The following is a 23,766-nucleotide window of genomic DNA, read 5'->3' as shown; positions in this document are numbered from 1 at the left end:
CCCTCCGCCAGCTGGCGCATCAGCTCCTGCATGTCGGTCGTGCCGTCCTCGAAGCGCGGCATGCGCAGGGCCGCCAGGGCCTGCTCTGATATGATTTCCATCGCGGTCGTCGTCCCTTCCCCGAATCCGACTTGTGGTCATCTCGGATTCTAGGACGGCGGCCGTTTCCTCATGCCACCTTGCCACTTCCGCTTACACCAACATTCTCGACACGATCTCCGCAGGCAGACTGCACGCCCTGGCCGATGCTAAACAGCCCGCCAGGGAGCCGGGGCATGGGCCGGAAGCCCCCTTTGGGAGGCGGGTGGATGCAACCGCCGTGAGACAGACACGAGGATTCGACAAAACGGAAGGGCGTCCGGTTCTTGTGGGAAACCTCGCCGGGCCTGGGAGGTCACCGAGCCTGCGCGACCAACAACGGCAGCACGATGCAAGCCCGAGCCCCAAGCACGTTCCCCTCATCGTCCGCGCGGTTGGAGAGCTCGAGCCTGCCGCCATGCGCCTCGGCTACGTCCGACGCGATCGCGAGCCCCAGCCCGAAGTGCTCGCCGTCGGCGTTCGAGCGCGCCGCGTCGCCCCGGAAGAAGCGCTCGGTCCCGTGGGCGAGGGCCCCGGGCGAGAAGCCGGGGCCGTCGTCTTCGACGGCGATGGAGAGGGCCCGCGCGCCGGCATCATAGGAGAACGAGAGCGACACCCGGTCCCCGCGCGCATGGTTGCAGGCGTTTCCCGCCAGGTTGAGCACGGCGCGTCCGAGGGCGTCCGCGTCCCAGAGGGGCAGCGCCCCCTCCGCGCAGGCCGCGCTGCACGCGTCCTCGAACGCGGGGGTGCGCGAGGACTCGAGGACGAGCCCGTGCGCCGCGATGAGCCTTCCCACCGCGCCCTCCAGCCCATCGGCGAGGGCTGCAGGGTCCACGGGCGCGAGGCTCGTCCCCTCCGCCTGCCCGCGGGAGGCCTCGACGATCCTGCCCACGAAGGAGTCCATGGAGAGCGCCGCCTCCCGCACCGCCCGGGCGCATGCGGCCTGGTCCGCGCCGAGCGCGCCCGAGGCGGCGTCCTCGGCGAGCAGCTCGGCGTTGCCGAGCGCCACCGTGAGCGGCGTCTTGAGGTCGTGCGCGAGCGCGGCGACCTGCTCGCGGCTTCGCCGCTCGGCCGCCCGCCGCGCCTCCAGTGACTCCTTGAGCGAGAGGCGCATCGCCTCCATCGCGCGCAGCACGTCGTCGACCTCGGCCACGTCGCTGCCCCCCACGGGCGTGTCCAGGTCCTGCCTGCCGACGGCCTCCGCCGCAGACGTCAGGGGACCCATCTTGCGCGTGATCACGCGCCCGGCGCGCAGGGCGACGAGGGCGACGACGAGGACCAGCGCGGCCAGCATGCCCCAGACGAGCAGGTCCTGGGGGTTCGGCAGGGCGTCGCGAGTCCCCTTGTCGGCCCACTGGGGGACTATCTCGTAGGAGAGCACGCAGCGCCCGCCGTCGGTCAGACTCACGGCGGAGTAGAAGGACGACGAGGCGGCCTCGACGATGCGAGGGGCGTCCCCGTCGGGCGGAACCGCAACGTCCCGCGCAGCTGCGAGCTGCGCCCCGGGCATGTCGGACGACAGGAGCGCTCCATCCGCCCCGAAGCGCGCGTAGCGGTACGCCGAGGGGATGGCGTCGGCGTCGAAGGAGGCCTGGCCGGCGAGGGCCTCCTCGACCTCGTCCAGACGGGCCTCGCCAAAGTTCGCGGGCAGGACGGCGCCGGAGCCCATCTGCCAGGCGAAGGCGCCGGCGGGGATGCCCACGGCGAGGAGCGCGCCGACGAGCACGTACAGGAAGTAGCGGGCCACCACCAGGGCCAGGGGGACGCGCATGCGCCGGCGCGCGGCTCCTACGGCCGCCACCTGTACCCCATCCCTCGCGCCGTCTCGATGGGATCCACGCCTGCGCGGCGGAGCTTGGCTCGGGCGTTGCTCACGTGCATGGAAACGGCGTCGTCGCCCGCGTCCGAGGCCCACCCGAGGGCCTCGTCGTGGATCTGCGCGCGGGAGAGCACCTGCCCCCGATGGCGGGCCAGGCACTCGCAGACGGCGTACTCGGTGGGGGTGAGCGAGACGGGTGCGCCGCTCACGGAGAGCTCGCGCGCGCCGAGGTCGATGCGCACGTCGCCCAGGGCGAGCGCATGCGTGCGCACCCGACCCTCGCGGCGCAGGTGCGCGGCAACCTTCGCGCGCAGCTCCGCGATGCCGAACGGCTTGCGGAGGTAGTCGTCGGCACCTAGGGACAGGCCGCGCACGGCGTCCTCCTCGGCCACCTTCGCGGTGAGGAACAGTATGGGGGCGTCCACGCGATCGCGGATGCGCCCGACCAGCTCGAAGCCGTCCATGCCGGGCATCATCACGTCGCACAGGACGAGGTCGTAGCGGGGCAGGTCGAGGCCGAGGACGGATGCGGGGTCGTTCGCGACGTCGACGACGTGGCCGTCGCGAACGAGCGCGCGGGAGAGCAGGTCGGTGATCGCCCCGTCATCGTCGATTGCGAGAACCCGCGCCACGCGCGCTCACCTCCCCGTGCGCCCCGCAGGGTCCCTGCGGGGGCTTTGCCATGTCAGCCAATCTTGTCATGATACACCAGGCTCGCGGGCAGGCGCCGCTCGCCGAGGACTCACCCGTCACCCAGGGCGTCGCGGGCGGCCTGCGGGACCTCGTCCTCCGCGACGCTCTGGTAATGCACGCCGGAGGTCCCCCTGGCGTCGATCTCGAGCCATCCCTCCCCGGAGGCCTCTCGCCCGAAGAGGATGATGGTCACGGTGAGGCGCGTGCCGTCCCCGTCGGCCGCCTCCACGTCGTAGACGTAGTTCGTGTACGAGCCGGACGCGTCCCGGTACGAGTTCGCGTGGGTGCCCGGAGCCGGGCAGCGGGCCCAGACCGTGCGCTGCGGGGTCGGCAGCAGCCTGTCGGCCACGCTCTTGGCCACCGGCCCCGCGCCAGCGCAGCCGGCGCACCCCGCAAGGACCGTGACGGCAAGCGCGATCGCGGCGGCCAGCGCGAGGAAGGCGCGCCCGCTCTTGCGTATTCTCTCCATCATGTCAGTGCCTCCTCATTCCCCACGCAAGGTGGGCTCGAAGCGGGAGATCCACGCCGCCACCCCGCCTGCGAGCAGGACGGTCGCGGTGGCGCACAGGCCTGCGGCAGGCCCGATCGCGGAGGCGACGTGGGCCGCGGCGCCCGCGGAGCCCGCAGGGCCGCCCGCGATGGCGAGCTCGACGGGCAGCGAACCCAGGAGCGCCGCCCAGCTGGTGGGCAGGTACGAGAGCGCGTTCGCGCCGGCGGCGGTGAGCTCGCCGGTCATGAGTCCGTGCGCGAGTCCGCCCAGCGAGAAGAACGCGAGCATGAGGCCCGCAGCTCCCGCGGCAATCGTCGCGTTGCGGCCCCAAGCGAGCGCCACGGCGTAGAGGACGAGGTAGAGCGGGACGCTCCCGCAGGCGAGTCCGAGGGCCGCGCCCGCCCAGGCGGCTGGCCCCAATGCCTGGCGCCCGGCAAGCGCGAGGGGGGCGGCGAACACGGCCAGGGCGAGCGCAAGGGCCGCCGCCCCCATCAGCCAGAGCGCGAGGAGCCTCGCGGCGAGCGCCACCCGCCTCGACGGGACGGCAAGCAGGCCCGAGAGGCCCGTGGCCTCTCCCTCCCCGTCCGCGTCCAGCCCGCAGACGATGCCCGCCATGAGCGGCATCAGGGAGCCGAGCAGCTGCGCGAAGGCGTCCGTCCCCATGGACGCGTCCCAGGGGGCGAGGGCGAAGTACGCCCCGCACGCCGCGCCCGCCGCCAGGGAGCACGCCAGGTGCAGCGGCACGAGGGGCGAGCGGCGAAGGCGTAGCACCTCGGCACGCAGAGCGCGCGGGAGCGTCATGCACGGCGCCGATGCGCGCGAGGCCCCGCCTCCGCCCGCGCCATGGCCCCCATTTTCATGATTCGTCGTCACCCTCGTCATCGCAGCTCCTCCGATCTGGCGATCCACAGCGCGCCGGCAGCCGTGAGCGCGGCAGTGAGCGCGCAGGAGACGGCGAGCGCGAGCGCAACATCTGCCTGGGACAACGATTCCACCAAGGCCATGCCGGCGCTGGCGGGCTCGCCGCTCGGCAGGACCGGCAGGAACGCCGTCGGCAGCACCATGGTGGCCGTGGGCGGGCAGGCGGGCCAGAACGGCACGGCCGACCAGCCGAAGCCCAGAGCCAGCTGCACGGCCAGCGGGACGAAGACGCCCGCGAGCATCCCGGCGCGCATCGTGAGGAAGAGCGTCGCCGGGACCATCCACGAGCTCGTGGCGGTCAGCGCGAACGCCGCGGCCAGCATCGCCGGCATGCTCGCCGCGCCCTGCGGCACCGCGAGCGACGTCGCGGCGTACACGGCGGGGACGACGAGGTTCGACAGCAGCGAGAGCGCCAGGCACCAGGCGACCTTCGCGCCCCATGCCAGGGGCAGCGGCACGCCGACAGAGAGCAGGGCGCGGTTACCCAGGCGCGCGTCGGCGTTGGCCACCGTGGCGGCCACGAGCGCTATCGAGACCGGCATCAGCAGCGCGTACCAGTAGTTCCACGGCGCGTACTGCAGGCCCAGCTGCGGCATGCGCAGGGCGATGAAGGCCGCCAGCAGCGGGAAGGGCAGGGCCAGGGAGGCGGCCAGGCGCACCGGCGCGGCATGCCTCGACTTCAGGGCCTCCGAGCGCAGGGCGCGCGCGAGCGAGGCGCGGGTGCTACCACCGTTGTGGGCGCTTCTTCCAAGGCATTCGCCTCTCATCGCCCTCCCTCCCTTCGGCACACGTCCATGAAGAGCGCCTCGAGGTCGTCGCCCGCGCGCAGCGCGCCCTCGTGGGCGAGCCTGCCGCCCACGATGATGCCCACGGCGTCGGCTGTGTGCCGCACTTCTCCCAGGATATGGCTCGACAGCAACACCGTGATGCCCCGCTCGGGGAAGCTCCGGATGAGGCCGCGCAGCTCCTCGATGCCGATGGGGTCGAGCCCGTTGGTCGGCTCATCCAGGATGAGCAGGCGCGGGCTCGCCAGCAGCGCGAGCGCTATGCCCAGGCGCTGCTTCATGCCCATCGAGAACCTCCCGGCGCGCTTCGCGCCCGTGTCCGAGAGCCCCACCGTCTCGAGCACCTCGTCGATGCGCTGCTCCGGCAGACCCAACAGCGTCGTGCGCACGCGCAGGTTCTCTCGGGCGCTGAGGTTGGGGTAGAGCGGCGCCTGCTCGATAAGCGAGCCGATGCGGTAGAGGTCGTCCCGCTCCCAGGGGCGCCCCTCGAAGAGCATCTGCCCCTCCGTGGGACGCAGCATGCCCGTGACCATCTTGAGCGTGGTCGACTTGCCCGCGCCGTTGGGCCCGAGCAGCCCGTAGACCTTCCCCTCCTCCACGTGCAGGGACACGTGGTCCACCGCCGTCTGCGCGCCGCCTCCCCGCCCGAAGCGCTTCACGAGCCCGCGCGTCTCCAGAACGCATCTCGTCATGTCGTCTCCTTCCTTCTCTGCCGTCCGACCTTCCATCTCCCAGTCTGGGCGGGCTTTCTAAAGGAACGCTAAAGGCCGTTCGAAGCGGCTGCGAAAAGCCCAGGCCGCGCCCAGCGGAAGGGGCCGGGAGCCGAAGCACCCGGCCCTGCGGGCCTTCAGAGCTCGCAAAGCGCGTTGCGTTGGTGCCGGAGAAAGGCCCGGTCGTTGCCGAGGACCAGCATGCTCACGGCATCGAACCTGACCGTGCAATCGCCGGAGTCGAGGTGTTCAGCGAGGTAGGCCGCCGCCAGACGCTCGAGGGAGTCGCGGTCGATGACCTCCTTGGGAAATCCCTCGCCGCTGTTCCGGCGGAGCTGGCAGCTGATGAAGACCAGGTCGTCCTCGTCGGTGGCAATGAAGTCGACGGAGTCCCCGCCGTGGCACCACCCGTCTTCGAGGATCTCGTAGCCCTTGAGCTCCAGGTAGCGCCTGACGTCCTGCTTAGCCCTCTTGATCGTCGTCTCCATGACTTGACCTCCTTTTGGTTGCGGCCCGCCCTTGTGGCGAGCCTTGTGACGCCGCCGCGCCGGTTCTCGGAGGGTGCACGGGAGGAAGCGGAACCCGGAGGGCCCCGAGTTTTCCACCCGTCGTCGTGGATGTGCCGGAGGAGAAGTTTTCGCGACCCTTGCAGCCATGAGGAGTTCGGTGCGAGCGTGGGGTTGTCCAAGGAAGAAGCGCAGGGCGGTCTACGGCCGACAGGAGGGCTTCTGGAGACGTTGATGAGGGATTGCAGGGCAGTTGCCAGCCCAGCGATAGATAGGATTCGGGGAGAACGCGCCCGGGAGGCAGGCTTGCGCTCTTTGCTTGAGCGACGAGGAGGGCTGGTGCCTCCAAATGCAGGTGTGGATGGGGCGACATCCGCAGGGGGACGGCATCAAGGCCGAGGGCACAATCGCGCATGGGAGGCGACGACGCGCAGGGAAGCGAGGCCGTGGGCATAGCCGTGCGCATCCGCTGCGCCGGCACCGCGCGCCCTCGCCGAGGAGATGGCCTCGTCCGGCGCGGTTGCCGTCATTCGGGTCGAAGAGGGCAACCTGGGCTACGAGCGCTTCGCCCCGCTCGATGACCCTGAGACGGTGCTGCCCGTCGACGCCTGGCGCAACCAGCGTGCGCTCGACGTCCACCATGCCTCGCCCATGATGGGGACGATCGCTGAGCTGCGCGGCAAGTACGACCTGCCTATGAGTGCGCAGCGCTTCGTCGCGGTGGACCCGCCAGCAGGCGATGCGGGGTTCGCGAGGGAGTGACCTGAATCAGGTAGGGGGGCGCGCCATTAGTTGGCGCGCCCCCTACCTGATCTGCAAGACGTTGGCATGGTCGTAAGGTGCCATGCGCAAGGCTGCCATTATCGTTGCTGCTCAACTTCATCGCGCTAAGGTCACAAATTGCGACCTTAGCAGCTAGATGCTCCGTTCTCCTACTCGCCGAGCGTGGAGACGATCGATTCGACGATGTTTGGATCCTCAAGTCTGGCAATGGCGAAGCTCTTCTTGCCGGCGTCCTTCAGCGACGCTCCAATCAGGTAGCCTTCGGTACCGTCCAGGATGAGGAAGCGGTCGTGGAACGAGGTCGTGTGCTTGATCGTGAGCGTCGGGTACTGCGCGTTGAAGGTCGCAATGTCGCGCTCTGTGAGGTTGGTCTTGGGATGCGTCCACACGGTGACGGAGACGCCTGGCTGCTTCTTGGCGAGGATGTTGAGCGTCCCCGTGTTCACGTAGCCGTCGACTAGGACGATCCCGCGCCTTGCCCTCTGCACGAGCGAGACCAGGAGCTCGAACGCGTCGTAGACCTGGCCCTCGAAGAAGACCCTCTGGCTCGGCGCCTTGTGGGCCTCCATGTAGTCGAAGACGCGCTCGAAGCGCTCGTCGGTGGCTTTCTGGTATTCCAGCTGCCTGAGCTCAACCGTGCGGATCTGCTCGAACATGCGGGCATTGTCCGCGATGAAGTGTCGCATCTCGACGAAGGCGTCCATGATGCGCACGCTCACGTCGATGGCCGTGCTGCTGCGCAGCACGGCGGAGAGCATCGACACGCCCTGCTCGGTGAAGACGCGCGGAGGCTTTCGCCTGCCGCCCCAGCTTTCCGATCTTGAAATCACAGATTGTGATTTCAAGATTTCCGATTCCTCGCTTGTGAGCTTGAAGCAGAAGCGCTCTGGAAAGCGGCCAGGGTTTCTCGTGACCGCCTGATTGATCGCCCTCGTCTCAACACCATACAGTTCGGCGAGGTCGCTGTCGAGTATGACCTGCTGGCCTCGCACGGTGTAGATCATGTTCCTGATTTGCATGTCGTCTGAGAGAGCAATTGAGGTCTCTGTCTTGGCAGGTTCTTTATCGGGCATAGCCGTAGCCTTTCTGCACGAACCGTCGATGCAATTTTATCAAGCGCGTGCTCACATCCACCGCGAGACGGCGCGGAAGAGTCAGCGCATGAGGCGCCAGATTGTCCACGGCGGCGCGCTTGGCGTCGGGGTCAACGTCGGCGTAGATGTCCAGCGTCATGCTCACGCTCGCGTGTCCCAGGTAACTCGCCACGGTCCTCACGTCGCAGCCGTTCGCGATCATCATGGTGGCGAAGGTGTGCCTGAGGTCGCGAAAGGTGCACTTGAAGCCGTTCATCTTGCAGAAGGCGGCGAAGTCCTTGCCGAGCTGCGTGGGGTTGTAGGGCCGGCTCTTCTCCTCCTGCGTGCCCAGGATGTAGGGATATCTCCCAGCGACACGCCCATCTGGCGCGCCACGCGCTCCGCATCGCGGCGCCTGGCGGAGAGCATCGTGTCCAGGTGCTTGGTGAGGGGAATCGTCCGGGCGGAGCTCCCGGTCTTGGGCTCCTTCAGGTAGAAGCCGCCGGGGCCGTTCCCTAGGGTGTGGCTGACGGTTATGGTGCCGTCATCGGAGAGGTCCGACCACCTGAGAGCGCAGACCTCGCCGCGCCTCATGCCTGTGGTGAGGGCTATCTCCACCGCGAAGCCCAAGGGCTGCGGCTCCGCCTGCATGGCGAGGCGCAGCATCCGCGTGCGCTCCTCGCGCGAGAGGGCGTTGATGGGCGTCTTCACGCGCTTGGGCGGCTTGCAGAAGTCGCAGGGGTTCTTCGCTATGAGGTCCTGCGCAACGGCCCACTTAAGCGCCTGTTTCAGCAGGCGGAATGCCTTAGAGCAGCTCTTGGGCGCGTAGCCGTCCGCGCTCATGTCTCGCATCCAACCCGACACGTCCTCCAGGAGTCAATCTGGCGTGCCTCGGCGCGGTATCCGCGCACCGTCGAGGGCTCGATGGTGCCCGAGCCCTCCTTGTAGGCGAGGAACTGCTCCATGAACTCGCGCACGACTCATCGAGGAGCCGACGGCACCTCCCTTGCGCTCGAGCTCAAGGATGAGCGCGTCGCGTGCACGCTCCGCCTGCCGGCGCGTTTTCCCCTCGACCGTATGGAACGTCCTCACGACCTCGCCCGTCACGGGGTCGGTGTGCGAGAGGACCGCCTCCCATCGGTCGCTGTTTCTCCGTCTCCTCAGGCCACGGCTGGTGTAGGTAAGGCTCTGCATCTTCCTTCCGCTCGGTTTTCGACAGCCGTTTCTGACCGCCAAGTGACCGCCAAAACGAGGTTGGAGATGCAGAAGAAGCAGAATCCTACAGACCGTTGGAGACGCGAAAAAACACAAAACGCCTGCTCAGCGCCGTGCATCCAGACGAGGTAGACGAGGGAGAATTTACGGAACCTCCAGCTTGAATCGCTTATGTTCCGGAGGTCGTAGGTTCAAATCCAGCCCCCGCGACCATGTAGTTGCAATTCCTGGCCTATTAGGCGGACCAGGGTTTTCGAGGCCTTAGCCTGTGCTGTGCGTGGTGCGGCATCAGAAAGTCACCCGCTGTGCGGGTGGTCATGATCGGCGGCGTCGCTGCCGTCGGTATAACAATGGGTAACCACGCTACCGGGTTGGCGCGCCCATCCCGGCGGCCACGGGAGCGTTTTGGCCCCAAGTGCGTGATGACCCGCCGGTTCCGCGGTGGAAGAAGGCCCGCTCGCTGCCAATTTCCTCGCCTGATGCTTGCGACGTGGGACAGATGGTACATGGCCGGCCGATTGTGTCTTCGATCTCCTTCGAAATTGGCAGGGGTCATCACGCACTTGGGGCCAAAACGCTCCAGGGGGCCATGAAACGCCTATGTCTAGGCTTCAGGTGAGGGTCGGACGCGCGGCGCTTCGCCATTTGCTCATGCCTCGGACGTGCCCCCGCACGCCACCAAATAGGCAGCATAGACGAAGGGAATCACGACAAAGACAAGGGCGCTTTCCAGGACTGGCAGGGAGCTCATGGTGTTGGACGATTACGTCGACCATAGCCGCATCCTCGATGCGGGTGACGGCGAAGCTTCTTTTGTCAGTATCCTCGAATGACGCGTCGACGAAGGAGCCCTCCGTCTCCGTCCCATCCAGAACGAAAAAGCGGTCATGGAACACCGTAAAATGCATGACGGTGAGTTTGCAACTGTGGTCAGCGGAGAGGATATTGATGTGCAATAGGGGCTGCGCCGGAACCGCATCGTGATCTGAGCATCACGGGCACCGATAAATGAGCAGGGTTCGCCTCGGCGATGCCGTATCCCGTGAGTTGCGGCCCTTGGGCTCACAGTATCTGAGAAGTGGCTCACCGATGTCGTACCCCACTGTTCCAGTACCACCTGTAGACCGCTAGGCTCTCGTTTCTCGTGGGGTGATCTCCGGCGAGTACGGTGCACATGCGAATCCCCAAGACGCCGCGTGGCAAGGGCGTCTCCATGTCATCCGAAATGCTGTTCCATATACGATTACCAGCTCTCGAAACGCTGTCGTGGCATGTGGCCCTAGCTCCAAATATATGGGATGCCGAACAGCAGCCAGCTCGCCCCTATGTCCACGTGGCGGACGTTCTCGATCTGCCACCTTCCCTGTGCGTCGCGATGGACCGTCCACTCGACTAGGCCGTCACCCGAGCCATACTCCACGTTACCGTCGTGGTTGTAGCATTCTATGAAGTCGCTAGTGTACACCTTGCCACTGTCACCCCAGATGTACCCCTCGATGTAATTGATTTGGCACGTCACGCGCACGTCGTCGGGCAGTTCCGTTCTCTTGTAGCCGTAGATTCCCCACCTCGGGTCGCTCTCGTCGAGGACGGTCTTGCCCTTGACCAGGCTGCGTGTGTCCTCGATGAGGGGCTGAAACTCCCGTTTGTGGGAATCCTGCAGGGCAAGGTGTGCCAACAGGTATAATCCCGTCGCCACGACGATCGCGATCAGCGCCACCGCAACGGCCCGCAGCGCTCGTTTGGCTGTAACAGACCCCATTGTCTATGGCCTCCCATCCAATGAGAGCGCTGGGTTGTCATCGTGAGCGGATGTGACCGTCCATGAGCAGTCCCGTTTCTCGATGTCCCATGTGGCCCGCGTGCGATCCGCGATAACCACCTTCTCACTGTCTGCGGTGATGGCCGCGCATTCATACATGACGCGTACGGTGCCACCGTCTTCCGACACGTCGCAATCCTCGATGTAGGAGCTGACGTGCAGATACGAGCCGACGGCATGCTCGGCGCTGCTCTGCAGGCCAATCTGCTCGTATACCGAGAGGGCAACGTTCTGGGGGCTTGCCGTGCGCATGCCCGACAGGATGCCCTTGAACTCGTCGAGGGTCGGCTGCATGTTGTGTCGTAGGGTCAGCAGCTGCTTGTTGTGGGCGTTCTCCCGGTCTATCGCCTGGCTGAGGGAGGACTCCGAAACGTCCGGGGTTAGGGAGAAGCCTATGAGGAAGGGGAGCGCGAGGGCGATGACGGTGCACGCCGCAGCGATTATAACGACAAGCCGCCTCCTGCCAGGGAAGCTCATGATACCGCCTCGCTCTCGGCGAATCCCGAAGCGCTATCGGCCTTCCGTATCCCCATATACAGCACGATGGCTGCGGCCCCTGAAATCAGCCCGGGCACCACGGCCATCCCTATTGACATGGTAACTTCCCTCCCTGAGCGCGGACTCTTTGCCCCATTCCATCAACGTAATAGCAAAGTCATTGATGGTAGCTGCGTTCCATGCAGAGGCGGGCCATGGTCAACTCGTAGGAGTACAGGCCTCCAATGCCGGCCCCTTTTGCGCAGGGGTTTCGTAGGGGCGCTCGCTGGTGTGTGTGGCCCTGATTGGTGGTGCCTGGTGGGCGCTCCATCCATCATCCATCTTCCGGACACCACCACGGCGCGGAACCTCCACCCATGGATGCATCTGCCGCCGCCCTCCCCTTCTAGAGGGCTGATATGGATTTTGAGAAGAATCAATATAGACACATCAAGAATATTTGAACTATCATAAAAATATGAAGTTGTGCGCTAGGCACGACCACCGCACGCGCCGACTGACGGAGAGGGGTGGAGGCAAGTATGGCAGCCCTGCTCCTGATGCTCATGTGTAACGGCGCGTCACGTGTCAGTGCCTTCGGCTCCGATGTGCCATCAGTGCTTGAGCTGGGGTCTTACAACCCTGCGACGCGCATTCAGCGGACAGGATAAGGCAGCATGGAAGGTCAGCTATATGAAGTCAAGGGCTAAACCGTAGTTCTTCGATCTCTCGTTATTCGTTGGGACGCCGCGCCTTGAGAGCCGAATTCCGAATGCTTTCGGGCATTCCGCAAGCGGCCCCGCTGCCTGCTTTGCCATGTCCGCGAGCATTCGATACTCGGCTCTCAGATGCAACAACTAGAGGAGGGGAAGCCTTCCCATGCTCTTCAAGAAGAGAAACCAGATAGACCTCGCAGAGCTCCCGCTCGAGAGGCTCCCGCTCTCGCGGGAGGACCTGTTCGTGCTGTTTGACGGCTGTGACAGCGGCGGCGTTGCGTGCAACGTGGGCTCGATGGACCTCGCGAGCGCCTCCATGGAGAAGTCCTGGCAGGGCCCTTGGAGGGAGAGCATGGTTGGGCGCCTCCATCCCGCCGGCTGGGTGGATGCCGAGGGAAACCCCAACCCCAAGCTGGAGAGGGCTTTGGCGCCCCTGAGGAGGCCCGGGCTCACCATCACGGACGGGCGTGCCGGCAAGGACAGGACGATGGGCGTCACCATGGGTGACGACGGTGCCACGGGACTCGTGCAGGCGGCACCGGGCATCTTCAACCTGAAGCCCCTCCCGGACGACCGCTCCCGGTGGCCCCAGAGCTTCCGCGAGCTGTTCGACGAGAGGAAATTCCCCTTCCAGGCAGCCACGCGAGAGTGGCATGAGAGGTTCGTGGAATACGACACCGACCCCTTGTTCCGTGCCCTCAACACGAACGACAGGCGCTTTGTGAGGAGCTACTGTGCGGAGCATGGGCTCGACATCGAGCCCATGCTCGAGCTGGCCCATGCGGTCGGGTCCATCACCTGGCGTCGGTACGAGGTGTACGTGGACGACAGGCGCGGCTGCACGATGGGCAGGGAGTACGGGTGGAACGATCCAGACGTGTGTAGGGGACCGGTGTACATGCGCTGGTGCGTCATAGTGCCAAAGCTCGGTGCCATGTACGCTCGCTGCCACGCCGCCCACGAGGGCATCCCCGAGGACTGGTGCAATAACTTTCCTGACTGGGAAGACCCCACGGCGTTCGTGGCCGTCGACTTCTACGAGGACGGCGACCTGTTCCATGCCCTTGACCACGCGTACCCGTGGCCGGGGGAGAGCAACCCATCCAGTTGATGCCCGCCTCTCCCCACACATAGAAAGGATGGCAGCATGGCAAGCAAGAGTTACTGGTCCAACCAGATGGACCTCTACCAAGGCAAGGTCAACTGGTGCAAGACCAACTCCTCCCAGTGGTCGCAGAAGGCCTCTGGCTACCAGGGGGAGCTGGACAAACTGAACGAGCAGATGAAGATCGCCAAGGACGTGAAGTCAAAGTGCGACGATCTGGAGCCGTCCAACCAAGACGTCATCGATGCGCTCAACAGCCTAGGCAAGAAGGCTGCCGCCAGGACGGAATGCGACAGCTGCAACTCCGCGGCGGAGAAGATCGCGCAGCCAAACGCCGGGCACGTGACGGATGCCATCAAGGCCGCACAGTCCGTCATCGACAGGCTGCAGGAGCAGATCGATTCGACCACGGACCTGCTCCATACGGCGCAAGACAACGTCTCCTACTTCGACCGGTGTGCCCAGCAGTACCAGAGCTCGTATGATGATGCGACAAAGAACTACAACGATGCGGAGGACTAGGGGGCGCAATGCTAACGACTGACCAGTGGCTGCCGATCGGCTCCGTCGTTCATGTCGTCGGGCACGAGAGCCCAGTGACGATCATGGGATATATGCAGCAGGACGTCGAGACGGGCCTTCTGTGGGACTACTTCGGCCTCGACCATCCCACGGGATTCGTGAAGCCTGGACAGGACATGATGTTCGACCGGGACTCGATCGATGCCGTGCTCTATGTTGGCTACCAAAGCATCGACAGCGAGCATCTGTTCGCCCTGCTCAAGGCGGGCGAGGAGGACTATCTCGCCGCCAAGCGGGATGCGTGTGCGGAGGTGGATGACGGTGGGGGCGACAGCTCCGAGGGGCAGGGGTAGGCATGCAGGACAAGCTGCTGCTTGAGGTCAAACTGCCCGCGACTGGTGCGTGGTATGAGTTTCGCGTTCCCCTTGACCTCACGGTCGAGCAAAGCGCACGTCTCGTGTCGCAGATAGTGGCCCGTTGCGAGTCCGCGCGCTATGAGGCGTCCGATGACGTCGACCTCATGTACTGCGATGCACCGTATGCGGGCCAGCAGCTCAACCCCAATGAGCTCGTGCGCGTGCTCGTTGGGAAGGGGGCGCTCGTGGACGGGAGCCACGTCGCCTTGGTATGAACAAGGGCGTTGGGGCTGCCTGCTCGCTTGTATGCTCGGTTGCCGATGAGGGGAGGTACGTATGGATTGGTCAAAGCTTCCATTGATGATCCTCCTGATCGTCGTCATCACGTTGGTCGTCATAGTCGTCCTGGGCGTGGTGATTGGCCTGGCCGCCTCGGCAAGCGCAAGGCGTGACGAGAGGAGGCGGCGCGACCAGGGCAAGCGGTAGGGAGCACTGAGAGAAGGGAACGGACGGATGGTCACACCACTGAGCTATGACGTACATATGGATAGTGCTGGACTCAAGGATCTCCTTCGGTCTTCCGTGGGATCTCTGATGAGACGCTGGCTCGTCCTCGTCGGCGATGTGATCCTGGTCGTGCTCGGCATTGCCTGTATGAGGCGTCCACCCGTGATGCTCTCCACCAGGCGCTCGGTCGTGGACGAGTGGCTCAGGTACCATGGCGCGCGCGATGTCTCGGCCGCACCGCTCAACGAGCTCTCCTGCACCTACCGTGTGACCCTGAGCGAGCATGGCTTCACCGAGTCGATGGCGGATGGCTCGTCGCGCAACGTGCCCTGGCTCACGCTCAAGGACAAGCCCGTGCGTGGGGACGATGGGATCTATTTCCTCAGGGATGGTGGCCTCAATGGTTCCGCGCTGTATAACTTCATCGGCATAAACTGGGCCTTTCGTGACGAGGGCGTTGTTGGCACGCTCTTCGTGCCCACCAGTGCGGTTGGTGCCAACCCCGATCTTGTGCAGTCGATTCGTGCTGCGATACGGGAGTCGCGCGCCAAGTATCGAAACGGCAAGGGTGAAGCGCCCGATCCTGCGCTTAGGGCGTGGGTTGCCGAGGCGACTTCGCGAGAGTAGTGTTTTGTCAACAGAAATTGAACGAAAAACGCATCGGTTCTGAGCGGCTCCAGTATCTCATCCGGGGAGCGTCTCTGAGCACTTCTCTGCACGAGGACGTGTCTGATGCGGTATGACTCGCCTTGAACCACAGTAGGCTCGTCGAGTTCAGAGATCCCTATAGGCTTGAGGATTGAGGAGAGTCTCCATGTGGGGCAGGTAGGGAAGGTGGGATTGTCACTATCTATAGGCATCCACGCTTTCTTTGGTCGTGGTGTTCTCGTTGATTTTTATTGCTGTAGCCAAGACTATCGACGCACGTTTTGTTCATACATATGTGAGCGACAGCTCCGAGGGCCTCTTTCGTACGCCTTCTGTTCCATAGTTTATTGCTATGATGAAATGGTGTTACGGTATGGGGCCTTTATAGTGAGTTACAGCGTTGCCACGGCGGTCGGATCGGAGGCCGTATATACAGCGATCTGCTTCCCGATCGTCTCGGGGGTCTGAGGGCTGACCTTCAGGTCGACACTCACGAGGTCACTCAGGGAGGAGTGCGAGGTACGGTGGCGCCGTCTGTTTGCATGAGTTCAGAATGGGAGAGGCAGATACAGGATAGCCACCGCAGTCTCTTATGTTCAAAGCATACAAGGGGCAACGAGAGTCTCTAACGAAGTGGATGGAAGTACTCGCATGAGCCCACAGGAAAGCGCCGTCAACACCATATGTGCAGCTTACGAAGCGTTGTCTGACACCGAGAAGAAGGTTGCGGACTTCATCATCCAAAATGTCAGCGAGGTCGCAAAGCTCTCGCTTCGAGACATCGCCGTGCGGAGCGAAGCGTCAAGTGCGACAGTGTCCCGCTTCGTCCGGCATATCGGTTACGAGAGCTTCTCGGACCTTCGGTTGGCGATCGCCTCCGATCAGGCAGGGGCTGACGTTCCGGAGGGGGATGAGGTATCCGAGATCTCCCTCGACAACATGGATGCCTCCATCAGCTACATTCTTGAGAACAAGATCCAGGAGCTCAAGGGTACTGCGGAGCAGATGAATTCGGACAACGTCAGCAAGGCGGTGGGTCTCATCATGAACTCTGACAGCATCCTGTTCGCAGCCGTTGGCAACTCCATCCCCATCTGCTCTAACTTCGCGTTCCGTCTTGGTCAGATCGGAATTCGAGCCAACTGCCCGGCCAACACCGAGGTCATGATTCTCGACTCCCTGTCACTGAGGCGCAACGACCTGCTGTTCGTGGTCTCGTCATCCGGCTATTCTCATCGCTTGGAGACCATCGTCGACAACGCGGAGGATTCTGGGACCCCCATACTATTCATCACGTCAAATCCGGCTTCCGTGCTTGCCCTCCGCTCTGATGTGGTTTTCACCGCTGTGATGCGTGACCCGATGCTCACTGGGCCACAGTTCTCGACGCACGTTCCGGAGAACTTCATTGTCGAGACGCTGTTCATGTTCCTCCTCGCGCATGGAAAGAACGTGAGGGAGCACGTCCGCATGGAGAGGAAGAGCCTCGGACGTGATAAGGAGAATACACCCACGTTCTACTAGGACACTTGCGAGAACGACCAGTTTCTCATGACAATCTGACGGCCCGCCACATCTCTCCCTGGTGGGCCGTCTTTTCCTCTTGGCTGCTCTTCTGCTCCTGAAGGCCGTATGGATGCCGCTCGTCTCCAAAATCCGACCGCCCGTATAGGGAAGAAGACTGTTGGAACGTAATTCCAAAAAAACATGTAACATGAAATATAGTTACAACTGCTCGCGACAGGACAGGGTGTAGTGCGCAAGACAGGTATCGCGTAGAGCGACAAGAGGAGGGAATGCATGAATATCGTTGGGGTTTGTGCATGCTGCAGCGGTATCGCCCATACCTACATGGCAAAAGAGGCCATCGTTAAGGCTGCCAAGGCGGCGGGTGACGAGATTCACATGGAGACTCAGGGCACCATCGGGGTCGAGGACGAACTGACTCCGCAGCAGATTGAGGATGCCGACTGCATCCTCCTGTGCATCGACGTGCATATCGAGGGGACTGACCGCTTCAAGGACAAGAGGGTCATGAAGATCCCGACAGATTTGGCCATCAAGGCTCCCAAGCAGATTGTGGCGAAGATCCATCAGGAACTTGGCAAGTAGGCGTTGGAAGAACGTCATACGTGTGGGAAGGCATTTCTAAGGAAGGGGAGTGCGCAATGACTGAAGAGATGGAGAGGCCGAAGAAGAAGATGAAGAAGGTTGGCATCAAGGCACCAATCCTTACGGCAATTAGCTACCTTCTTCCCCTGGTCGTCGCATCCGGTCTGTTGATTGCAATCGGCAACCTCACGGGTGGTCAGAACGTCACCACGCTCGAGGGAATCACCATTCCGTCCGCTCTCACCACCATCGGCGTCTTCGGCATGGGCCTCCTGCCTTCGTTCATCGCCGGCTACATCGCCTATGCAATCGCCGATCGCCCTGGCCTCGCTCCCGGCTTCCTCATGGGCCAGGTCGCATCGTTCCTTGGCGCCGGCTTCCTGGGTGGCATGATCGGCGGCATCATTGCCGGCTACATCGCCCTGTGGCTCGAGACCTACCTTACCGTTCCCAAGTGGGCGCAGGCCCTTATGCCCATGATGATCATCCCCACGCTCACCGCCATCGCCGCCGGGCTCATCATGGTCTTCATCCTCGGTGGACCCATTGCCGCCATCACCGCAGGTCTGACTGCGTTCATCAAGGGACTTGACTACAGCCAGAAGTTCGTTACCGGCTTCATCCTTGGTTTCATCCAACACCTCGACTACGGTGGGGCGATCTCCAAGGTTCCCAACCTCATCTGCGATGGCATGATGGCAGACGGCATCTATGGTCCCGAGGCGGTCAAGGTCCTCGGCTCCATGGCTCCCCCGTTTGGCGTGACGCTCGCCCTCGTCCTTTCCAAGTATGTCTTCAAGAAGCCCGTCTTCAAGCTCTCCGAGATCGAGAACATCAAGGTGGCCTTCCCCATGGGCGTCTGCATGATCACCGAGGGCGTCATACCCATCGCCATGAACGACCTCGTTCGTACCGTCATCAGCACTGCCCTCGGTGATGCGGTCTGCGGCGCCATCGCCTTCTCCATGGGTGTCGAGTCCATGGTCCCCTCCGGTGGCATGTTCGTCGTTCCGATGATGAGGAACCCCGGCTGGGCCCTGGTCGCCCTTCTCGCCGGCGCGCTCGTCACCGCGCTGCTCCTGGTGCTTCTGAAGAGGCCCTTGAAGCCTGAGGAGGTCGATGACCTCAATACCGAAGAGGAGGAAGAAGAGGTCGACCTTTCTGGTCTGAGCTTCAGCTAGGTCTTTCCCAGGGGTGCGGGTTCGAGTTCTCGCGCCCCAGCTCGTTCCACTGCAGCACTGAAAGGTTTGAAATGTATGAGTCCATGCGTGGGATGCTCCAGAAGGCGAACGAGGGGGGCTACGCCGTCATGGCGATCAACGCCTTCAACCTTGAGTCCGCTGCTGGTATCATCCATGCTGCCTGCAAGATGCACGCGCCAATCATCATCGATCTGCTGCAGGAGCACATCAAGAAGTACTTCGACAGTGACATCCTGACGGGGCCCATTGTCAAGATGGCCCAGAAGGCGCCGGTCCCCGTTGCCATCAACCTCGATCATGGCAGTGATGTCGCTCACCTCAAGCGCTGCCTCCACAATGGGTTCTCCAGCGTGATGATTGACGCCTCTGCCTACGCCTTCGACGAGAACGTGCGAATCACCACGTCCATCGTCGAGTTTGCCCAACAGTATGACGCAAGCGTTGAGGCCGAGGTCGGCAACATGGGACTGGTGGGGGAGGGTTCTGGCTATACGGATGCGGACATGTACACCAACCCTGATGTGGCCATCGACTTCATCAAGAGGACGGGTGTGGATGCCCTTGCCGTCTCGTTTGGGTCCACGCATGGCGACTACCCGGAAGGCTATGTTCCCACGTTCCACTTCGACATCGTCGAGAAGATCAAGAAGGAGACGGGCATCCCCCTGGTGCTCCACGGTGGCTCGGGTTCTGGCTCCGAGAACATCAGGCGCTCCGTCGAGTGCGGCGTCAACAAGATCAACGTTGGAACGGACTACATGATTGCCCAGCGTACTTTCATCGACAGCGCCCTCAGGCAAGATTCCGAGTACGACTACCCCGAGCTGCTACACCACTCCTACCTTGCGGGTTCCAAGGTCCTTGAGAGATACATCGAGCTGACTGGTTCCAAGGACAAGGCGCTCTGGTAATTGTGCTAACTCAGCAATGATCCCTCATTCGAGAAAGGTTAGATGGCAATGCTTCTTAACATGAATCAGATGCTCGCGGTAGCTCAGGCCAAGCACTTTGCAGTGGGCGCCTACAACGTCTCCGAGTCCAACCTGTTCCGCACGGTCGTGGAGGCCGCCGAGGAGAACGACTCTCCCGCGATCATTGCCGTACACCCCACCGAGCTCGAGTACTGCAAGGACGAGTTCGTGCAGTACATGGTCGATCGCATCGGCAACAGTCCCGTTCCCTTTGTCCTGCATATGGACCATGGCGACTCCATCGAGTCCATCATGCGCGCCGTGCATGACGGCTTCAGCTCCGTCATGCTGGACGGCTCCCTGCTTCCCTTTGAGGAGAACATCGAGAAGACTGCTGAGGTCGTGCGCTACTGCCACATGATCGACGTGTCCGTTGAGGGTGAGCTTGGTACCATCGGCACGACTGGTGTGACTATCGAGGGCGGTATGACTGAGGTCAAGTACACCGATCCTGACGACGCTAGGGTCTTCGTCGAGAAAACCGGCGTTGACACCCTGGCTGTTGCTATCGGCACCTGCCATGGCCTGTACCCCAAGGGCGTTACCCCAAAGCTGCGCATGGACGTTCTCCAGGGCATCAAGGATGCCGTCGACATTCCCTTGGTCCTCCACGGAGGCTCGGGCAATCCCGACGCTGAGGTGGTCGAGGCCGTGGGGATCGGTATCCAGAAGGTCAACATCTCCTCCGACTACAAGAGCGCGTTCTTCACGAAGGCCCGCGAGATTCTCGCGCAACCCAACAGTGGCTGGGATCCCAACAACCTGTTCCCCGAGTGCATAGAGGCCGGCAAGCAGGTCATCATGCACAAGATGAAGCTGTTCGGCAGCATTGGCAAGGCCGCGCTGTACCGTGAGTCCGGCGTCAGGCAGTGGAGGGCGGGCCTCGAGTAAGAAGCCCTCCCCGAGAATGGCCCCGACGGCCAAGGGCTACAGGGTCGCTTTCTATCCCGTTTTGTCTAGTGAGTCATGAGGTGGATGGCATGAGCAGGATCGGCGGCATCGAGGCGGGCGGAACCAAGATGGTTCTTGCCGTGGGCGATGGCACGGGAGACGTGTTCGAGCGCACGCAGATTCCTACAACCGATCCAGCGCAGTGTGTGCCCCACATGGTCGAGTGGTTCCGTAGCCGTGACATAGATGCACTGGGCATCGGTGCGTTTGGCCCCACATGCGTGAGTCCGAGTGACCCACGGTATGGGCAGATTCTTGAGACGCCCAAGTCAGCTTGGAAGTACCACCACTTCCGGGGCGACTTCATGCGTGAGTTGGGCATTCCCGTCGGATATGACACGGATGTCAACGCTGCATGCCTGGGCGAGGCGACGTTTGGTGCGGCAAGGGGATGCGACTGCGTTGTGTATGTGACTGTCGGAACCGGCATCGGCGCTGGTGTCATGATCGAGGGCACCCTGCTCCACGGAATGCTGCACCCTGAGGCAGGTCACATTGTTGTCCCGAAAGTTGAGGGCGACCGTGGCAGGAGCGTGTGCCCCTACCACGACAGCTGCCTCGAGGGCATGGCATCAGGCCCCTCGATCGAGAGACGCTGGGGCAAGAAGGCCGCTGACCTTGCCTCCGATGACCGCGTGTGGGACCTCGAGGCAGCCTATCTTGCGGAGGGTGTCAGCACCTACGTCCTTTGCTATGCGCCGCAGAGGATTGTGCTCGGTGGAGGTGTGATGAGCCAGGGTCAGCTCTTCCCACTCGTGCGTGACAAGGTCCAGGAGATTCTGCACGGTTACATCGCGACCTCCCAGGTAGAGAACATCAGCGAGTACATCGTTCCGGCGGGATGTGGTGGTGCGCAAGGCATCCTCGGTGCCATCGAGCTAGGCCGTCGAGCTCTTTGTGCAGAACAGCTAGATACGAAAGCGGTGTGACGATGGGCTTTCTGAAGTCAGACAACGTGATGCTTGGACAGCATGCGGATAGCAAGGACGAGGCTCTTTGGGATGTGGCCCGCAAGGCCGTTCAGCTTGGCGTGACTGACGATGCCGCGGCAGTGCACCAGTCATTCATCGATCGAGAGGCTCTGGGCGAGACGGGCATGACCGAGGGCTTTGCGATTCCTCACGCTAAGTGCAATGAGATCAGGCGTGCAACAGTCATCGTCTATAAGAACGACCATGCGGTCGAGTGGCCCTCGTTCGACGGCAAGCCTGTGGATATCGCCATCGCCCTTCTGGTTCCCAACAGCCAGGCCGGCACGACGCACCTCAAGCTTCTTTCCAAGACCGCGGTGCTGCTCATGGACGATGACTTCAAAAGGCTCGTGCGTGACGCCAACGATGTCGAGGGTATCGTCAACGCCATAAACACCGAGCTGGAGAAGGAGTAGGGCATACTCAATAGTCGATGTGGGCCATCAAGTATCCAAGAGGTGCACGTGACCCACATGTTGAGACATGTCCCGACATGATGGACCAATGTCCTAACATGTCCATCATTGTCCCTATCCTCTTCCGGCCCTTCTCGGTCATGTCATCGTGAACCCCTCCGGTGCGATCGACCAGTGCTCGGTGTTGATGGCTAGGACGTTTTGGTGACACTCTTTGGATGACAAGGAAGGGGGACTCCCCAAGCGCGGCGGGATCGTACATGCCGCCCGCCGCGCCGAGGCTCAAGGAGAAACGTCAGCGGCATTACGCACACTGTCGGCGCATCTTCCGCTCGATGACGTCAATCACGACTGCCGTGATGGCGATGATTGCCATCACGGGCAGCGTATTGCCGCATGGAAGCACCCAATCGAGCGAGAGACGATACAGTCCAAATCCGAGCAGCCACAGCACCACGTTGTGCCAATCAATGCGCACGCCCGCGCGGTTGCGGTGCAGCACGAAATAATTCACGCACACGATGGTCGCCATTGGCGCGAACACCGAGCCGATGAGGTACAGGAACCCCTCGAAGTCGCCCACCGGGGCCACGATGGCCAGTACGCAGCCAATAACGGCTGCCGCGATGCCGCAGACGCGCGCGTGCAGGCGTGGATGGATGGATTCGGCAGATACGCCAGCGGATTGCGCGTCGAGGAACGTGGTAGTCACCGTGGAAATCACAACGACGAGAATGCCCACAGCGCCCATGCCCGACTGCGCCAGCACGGTGGCGACATCGTCCGACCCGGCAAACAGCGCGCATCCCAGCCCGATAGCGAACATCCAGCAGCTTCCGATGAAGTACGCGCCAGTAGCGAGCGTGGTGCCGGCCGCTGGCCTCTTGGCGGTGCACAGGTAGTCGCCCGCAACGGGCAGCCATGAAAGCGGCATCGCAGCAGCCAGCTCGATTGCCGCGCCGAATGACAGGTTCTCGGCGCTCACCGCAGAGGCTTTGGTGCTGTCGCCAAATACGACGAAGCTCACCGCGAACGTGAGCGCCACTAGTACGATGGCGGCAATCGATTGCACCGTGCCCATCTTCTTCATACCGATGGCGATCCACAGCACGATGAGCGCGCCTATGATGACGCTCCAACCTGCCACGCCCAGCTGTGGCATCAGCAATGTGGCGGCCGTAGCACCGGACATGATCATGATGGCCGTCCAACCAATGAGCTGGATCACGTTCGCAATGGAAAACGCATCGGCACCGAAACGGCCGAACGAGCGGTTCGCGACTTCCATGGCCGACTCGCCGGTTTTCGCACTGACGAAGCCTACCAGGTAGAACAACGCACATCCAATGACGTGACCCACAAGGATGGCGGCTATACCCATCTCGAATCCGAGCGGGGCGAAGAACGTTCCCGTGAGGATCTCGGCAAGGGACACGGCTGCCCCGAACCAGACCCATCCCAATTTCGAAGAGGACAAAACGCGTGGCTGCGACATACGCACTCCCTTCGACGGCATTACCCGCATCAGGTTCATAGGGTCGGAGCGGGCATACGCTCCCTCTCAGCCCGCATCTCGCGAGCTCCCCATTGGTCGTAATTTTAGTGCGTGGTTATATGCAGCACAAGGATGGTCCGATTGCCGTGTAATGTCTTGATATGCTCCGGTTTCCTTGCGTCTAACGTGCACCGTGGTGTTCATCACGATCGGCTCGAGCAATCGTTAGAGGCCTTTAGCGTATGTGCCGGAGGTCCGCATGCTTACATGAAGATGTAGGAGGTCATCGACATGGAGCCCAGCTCGCGGTAGTTGTTGAAGTAGGCGATCTGGTCGCCCCTCTGTACGGCGCCCAGCGCCACCAGCAAGGGCCCTCCTTGGCGCACCCTGCATGATGCGTGCGTTGACGATTCCTGCATCAT

The 23,766-nt window shown here is 62.9% G+C and carries 28 protein-coding genes and 1 riboswitch; of the genes, 14 read left to right on the top strand and 14 right to left on the bottom strand.

Translation table 11 applies throughout. The features are described from left to right. Nucleotides 1-394 precede the first annotated feature (394 nt). The 7 genes from HMPREF1316_RS03220 to HMPREF1316_RS03190 all read right to left on the bottom strand — a co-directional run bounded on the left by HMPREF1316_RS03220 (nucleotide 395) and on the right by HMPREF1316_RS03190 (nucleotide 5,984). Nucleotides 395-1,849 (bottom strand): sensor histidine kinase, encoded by a 1,455-nt coding sequence (locus HMPREF1316_RS03220; protein ID WP_021725475.1) that lies wholly within the window; start codon nucleotides 1,847-1,849, stop codon nucleotides 395-397. A gap of 17 nt (nucleotides 1,850-1,866) precedes the next feature. Then, a complete protein-coding gene (locus tag HMPREF1316_RS03215; protein WP_021725464.1) occupies nucleotides 1,867-2,529 on the bottom strand; it encodes a response regulator transcription factor in 663 nt (220 codons plus the stop codon). 110 nt (nucleotides 2,530-2,639) lie between these two features. Then, on the bottom strand, nucleotides 2,640-3,062 hold the full coding sequence (locus HMPREF1316_RS03210; RefSeq protein WP_021725410.1) for a hypothetical protein: 423 nt from the start codon (nucleotides 3,060-3,062) through the stop codon (nucleotides 2,640-2,642). A 12-nt stretch (nucleotides 3,063-3,074) separates the two neighbouring features. After that, nucleotides 3,075-3,881, bottom strand: a complete 807-nt coding sequence (locus tag HMPREF1316_RS03205; protein WP_156900978.1) for an ABC-2 family transporter permease — start codon at nucleotides 3,879-3,881, stop codon at nucleotides 3,075-3,077. Nucleotides 3,882-3,958: 77 nt separating this feature from the next. Continuing rightward, the gene (locus tag HMPREF1316_RS03200) at nucleotides 3,959-4,768 is read right to left on the bottom strand and encodes a lantibiotic immunity ABC transporter MutE/EpiE family permease subunit (RefSeq protein WP_021725382.1); all 810 of its coding nucleotides are present in this window, start codon (nucleotides 4,766-4,768) and stop codon (nucleotides 3,959-3,961) included. Further along, nucleotides 4,765-5,478 carry a lantibiotic protection ABC transporter ATP-binding protein gene (locus HMPREF1316_RS03195; RefSeq protein WP_021725413.1) on the bottom strand — a complete coding sequence of 238 codons (714 nt, stop codon included), beginning with the start codon at nucleotides 5,476-5,478 and terminating at the stop codon, nucleotides 4,765-4,767. The genes HMPREF1316_RS03200 and HMPREF1316_RS03195 overlap by 4 nt, the downstream gene beginning before the upstream one ends. 155 nt (nucleotides 5,479-5,633) lie before the next feature. Continuing rightward, nucleotides 5,634-5,984 (bottom strand): YraN family protein, encoded by a 351-nt coding sequence (locus HMPREF1316_RS03190; protein WP_021725481.1) that lies wholly within the window; start codon nucleotides 5,982-5,984, stop codon nucleotides 5,634-5,636. A 519-nt stretch (nucleotides 5,985-6,503) separates the two neighbouring features. Here HMPREF1316_RS03190 and HMPREF1316_RS03185 point away from each other — a divergent pair. Next, entirely contained in the window at nucleotides 6,504-6,764 is a 261-nt protein-coding gene (locus HMPREF1316_RS03185; RefSeq protein WP_021725431.1) for an antibiotic biosynthesis monooxygenase family protein, read from the top strand. A 170-nt stretch (nucleotides 6,765-6,934) separates the two neighbouring features. Here the strand turns inward: HMPREF1316_RS03185 and HMPREF1316_RS14620 are convergent, their stop codons facing one another. The 6 genes from HMPREF1316_RS14620 to HMPREF1316_RS03160 all read right to left on the bottom strand — a co-directional run bounded on the left by HMPREF1316_RS14620 (nucleotide 6,935) and on the right by HMPREF1316_RS03160 (nucleotide 11,372). Continuing rightward, a complete protein-coding gene (locus tag HMPREF1316_RS14620; RefSeq protein ID WP_232204413.1) occupies nucleotides 6,935-7,804 on the bottom strand; it encodes an ORF6N domain-containing protein in 870 nt (289 codons plus the stop codon). Nucleotides 7,805-7,847: 43 nt separating this feature from the next. Further along, on the bottom strand, nucleotides 7,848-8,135 hold the full coding sequence (locus HMPREF1316_RS14830; protein WP_021725399.1) for a tyrosine-type recombinase/integrase: 288 nt from the start codon (nucleotides 8,133-8,135) through the stop codon (nucleotides 7,848-7,850). Further along, nucleotides 8,132-8,710, bottom strand: a complete 579-nt coding sequence (locus HMPREF1316_RS14825) for a tyrosine-type recombinase/integrase (RefSeq protein ID WP_021725445.1) — start codon at nucleotides 8,708-8,710, stop codon at nucleotides 8,132-8,134. The genes HMPREF1316_RS14830 and HMPREF1316_RS14825 overlap by 4 nt, the downstream gene beginning before the upstream one ends. Further along, nucleotides 8,698-8,835 carry a hypothetical protein gene (locus tag HMPREF1316_RS13990; protein ID WP_021725401.1) on the bottom strand — a complete coding sequence of 46 codons (138 nt, stop codon included), beginning with the start codon at nucleotides 8,833-8,835 and terminating at the stop codon, nucleotides 8,698-8,700. Before HMPREF1316_RS13990 ends, HMPREF1316_RS14825 begins: the two co-directional genes overlap by 13 nt. A 1,517-nt stretch (nucleotides 8,836-10,352) precedes the next feature. Beyond that, a complete protein-coding gene (locus HMPREF1316_RS03165) occupies nucleotides 10,353-10,835 on the bottom strand; it encodes a hypothetical protein (RefSeq protein ID WP_040651072.1) in 483 nt (160 codons plus the stop codon). A 3-nt stretch (nucleotides 10,836-10,838) separates the two neighbouring features. Beyond that, a complete protein-coding gene (locus tag HMPREF1316_RS03160; RefSeq protein WP_021725400.1) occupies nucleotides 10,839-11,372 on the bottom strand; it encodes a hypothetical protein in 534 nt (177 codons plus the stop codon). Nucleotides 11,373-12,251: 879 nt separating this feature from the next. Here HMPREF1316_RS03160 and HMPREF1316_RS03155 point away from each other — a divergent pair. From HMPREF1316_RS03155 to HMPREF1316_RS03100, 13 genes are all read left to right on the top strand, one after another. Beyond that, complete coding sequence (locus HMPREF1316_RS03155) at nucleotides 12,252-13,199, top strand: hypothetical protein (protein WP_021725493.1); 948 nt, start codon at nucleotides 12,252-12,254, stop codon at nucleotides 13,197-13,199. 36 nt (nucleotides 13,200-13,235) lie between these two features. Continuing rightward, nucleotides 13,236-13,715: a hypothetical protein gene (locus HMPREF1316_RS03150; protein WP_021725420.1), complete on the top strand. Its 480-nt coding sequence runs from the start codon at nucleotides 13,236-13,238 to the stop codon at nucleotides 13,713-13,715. A gap of 8 nt (nucleotides 13,716-13,723) precedes the next feature. Continuing rightward, nucleotides 13,724-14,068, top strand: a complete 345-nt coding sequence (locus HMPREF1316_RS13080; protein WP_021725444.1) for a DUF4176 domain-containing protein — start codon at nucleotides 13,724-13,726, stop codon at nucleotides 14,066-14,068. Nucleotides 14,069-14,070: 2 nt separating this feature from the next. Beyond that, a complete protein-coding gene (locus HMPREF1316_RS03140; RefSeq protein WP_021725447.1) occupies nucleotides 14,071-14,346 on the top strand; it encodes a hypothetical protein in 276 nt (91 codons plus the stop codon). A 61-nt stretch (nucleotides 14,347-14,407) separates the two neighbouring features. Then, nucleotides 14,408-14,557, top strand: a complete 150-nt coding sequence (locus HMPREF1316_RS13985; protein ID WP_021725479.1) for a hypothetical protein — start codon at nucleotides 14,408-14,410, stop codon at nucleotides 14,555-14,557. A 108-nt stretch (nucleotides 14,558-14,665) separates the two neighbouring features. Continuing rightward, nucleotides 14,666-15,205 carry a hypothetical protein gene (locus HMPREF1316_RS03135; protein ID WP_040651070.1) on the top strand — a complete coding sequence of 180 codons (540 nt, stop codon included), beginning with the start codon at nucleotides 14,666-14,668 and terminating at the stop codon, nucleotides 15,203-15,205. 672 nt (nucleotides 15,206-15,877) lie between these two features. Then, the gene (locus HMPREF1316_RS03130; RefSeq protein WP_021725459.1) at nucleotides 15,878-16,750 is read left to right on the top strand and encodes a MurR/RpiR family transcriptional regulator; all 873 of its coding nucleotides are present in this window, start codon (nucleotides 15,878-15,880) and stop codon (nucleotides 16,748-16,750) included. 276 nt (nucleotides 16,751-17,026) lie between these two features. Beyond that, a complete protein-coding gene (locus tag HMPREF1316_RS03125; protein WP_021725414.1) occupies nucleotides 17,027-17,338 on the top strand; it encodes a PTS fructose transporter subunit IIB in 312 nt (103 codons plus the stop codon). A gap of 56 nt (nucleotides 17,339-17,394) precedes the next feature. After that, nucleotides 17,395-18,519 (top strand): PTS fructose transporter subunit IIC, encoded by a 1,125-nt coding sequence (locus tag HMPREF1316_RS03120; protein ID WP_021725440.1) that lies wholly within the window; start codon nucleotides 17,395-17,397, stop codon nucleotides 18,517-18,519. Between the two features lie 71 nt (nucleotides 18,520-18,590). Then, on the top strand, nucleotides 18,591-19,451 hold the full coding sequence (locus tag HMPREF1316_RS03115; RefSeq protein ID WP_021725457.1) for a class II fructose-bisphosphate aldolase: 861 nt from the start codon (nucleotides 18,591-18,593) through the stop codon (nucleotides 19,449-19,451). A 42-nt stretch (nucleotides 19,452-19,493) separates the two neighbouring features. After that, nucleotides 19,494-20,402: a ketose-bisphosphate aldolase gene (locus HMPREF1316_RS03110; protein ID WP_232204409.1), complete on the top strand. Its 909-nt coding sequence runs from the start codon at nucleotides 19,494-19,496 to the stop codon at nucleotides 20,400-20,402. Nucleotides 20,403-20,491: 89 nt separating this feature from the next. Next, nucleotides 20,492-21,391 carry an ROK family protein gene (locus HMPREF1316_RS03105; protein ID WP_021725441.1) on the top strand — a complete coding sequence of 300 codons (900 nt, stop codon included), beginning with the start codon at nucleotides 20,492-20,494 and terminating at the stop codon, nucleotides 21,389-21,391. 2 nt (nucleotides 21,392-21,393) lie between these two features. Continuing rightward, on the top strand, nucleotides 21,394-21,849 hold the full coding sequence (locus HMPREF1316_RS03100; RefSeq protein WP_040651068.1) for a PTS sugar transporter subunit IIA: 456 nt from the start codon (nucleotides 21,394-21,396) through the stop codon (nucleotides 21,847-21,849). Nucleotides 21,850-22,153: 304 nt separating this feature from the next. Here HMPREF1316_RS03100 and cytX read toward each other — a convergent pair whose 3' ends face one another. Then, nucleotides 22,154-23,344: a putative hydroxymethylpyrimidine transporter CytX gene (cytX, locus tag HMPREF1316_RS03095; RefSeq protein ID WP_040651065.1), complete on the bottom strand. Its 1,191-nt coding sequence runs from the start codon at nucleotides 23,342-23,344 to the stop codon at nucleotides 22,154-22,156. After that, a riboswitch (TPP riboswitch) is annotated at nucleotides 23,333-23,446 on the bottom strand. It overlaps the preceding gene by 12 nt. Between the last annotated feature and the right edge of the window lie 320 nt (nucleotides 23,447-23,766).

This window comes from Olsenella profusa F0195 (assembly GCF_000468755.1).
Lineage (GTDB): Bacteria > Actinomycetota > Coriobacteriia > Coriobacteriales > Atopobiaceae > Olsenella_F > Olsenella_F profusa.
Note: the sequence above shows the minus strand (reverse complement) of the source record. Positions and strands in the feature narration are given on the sequence as shown.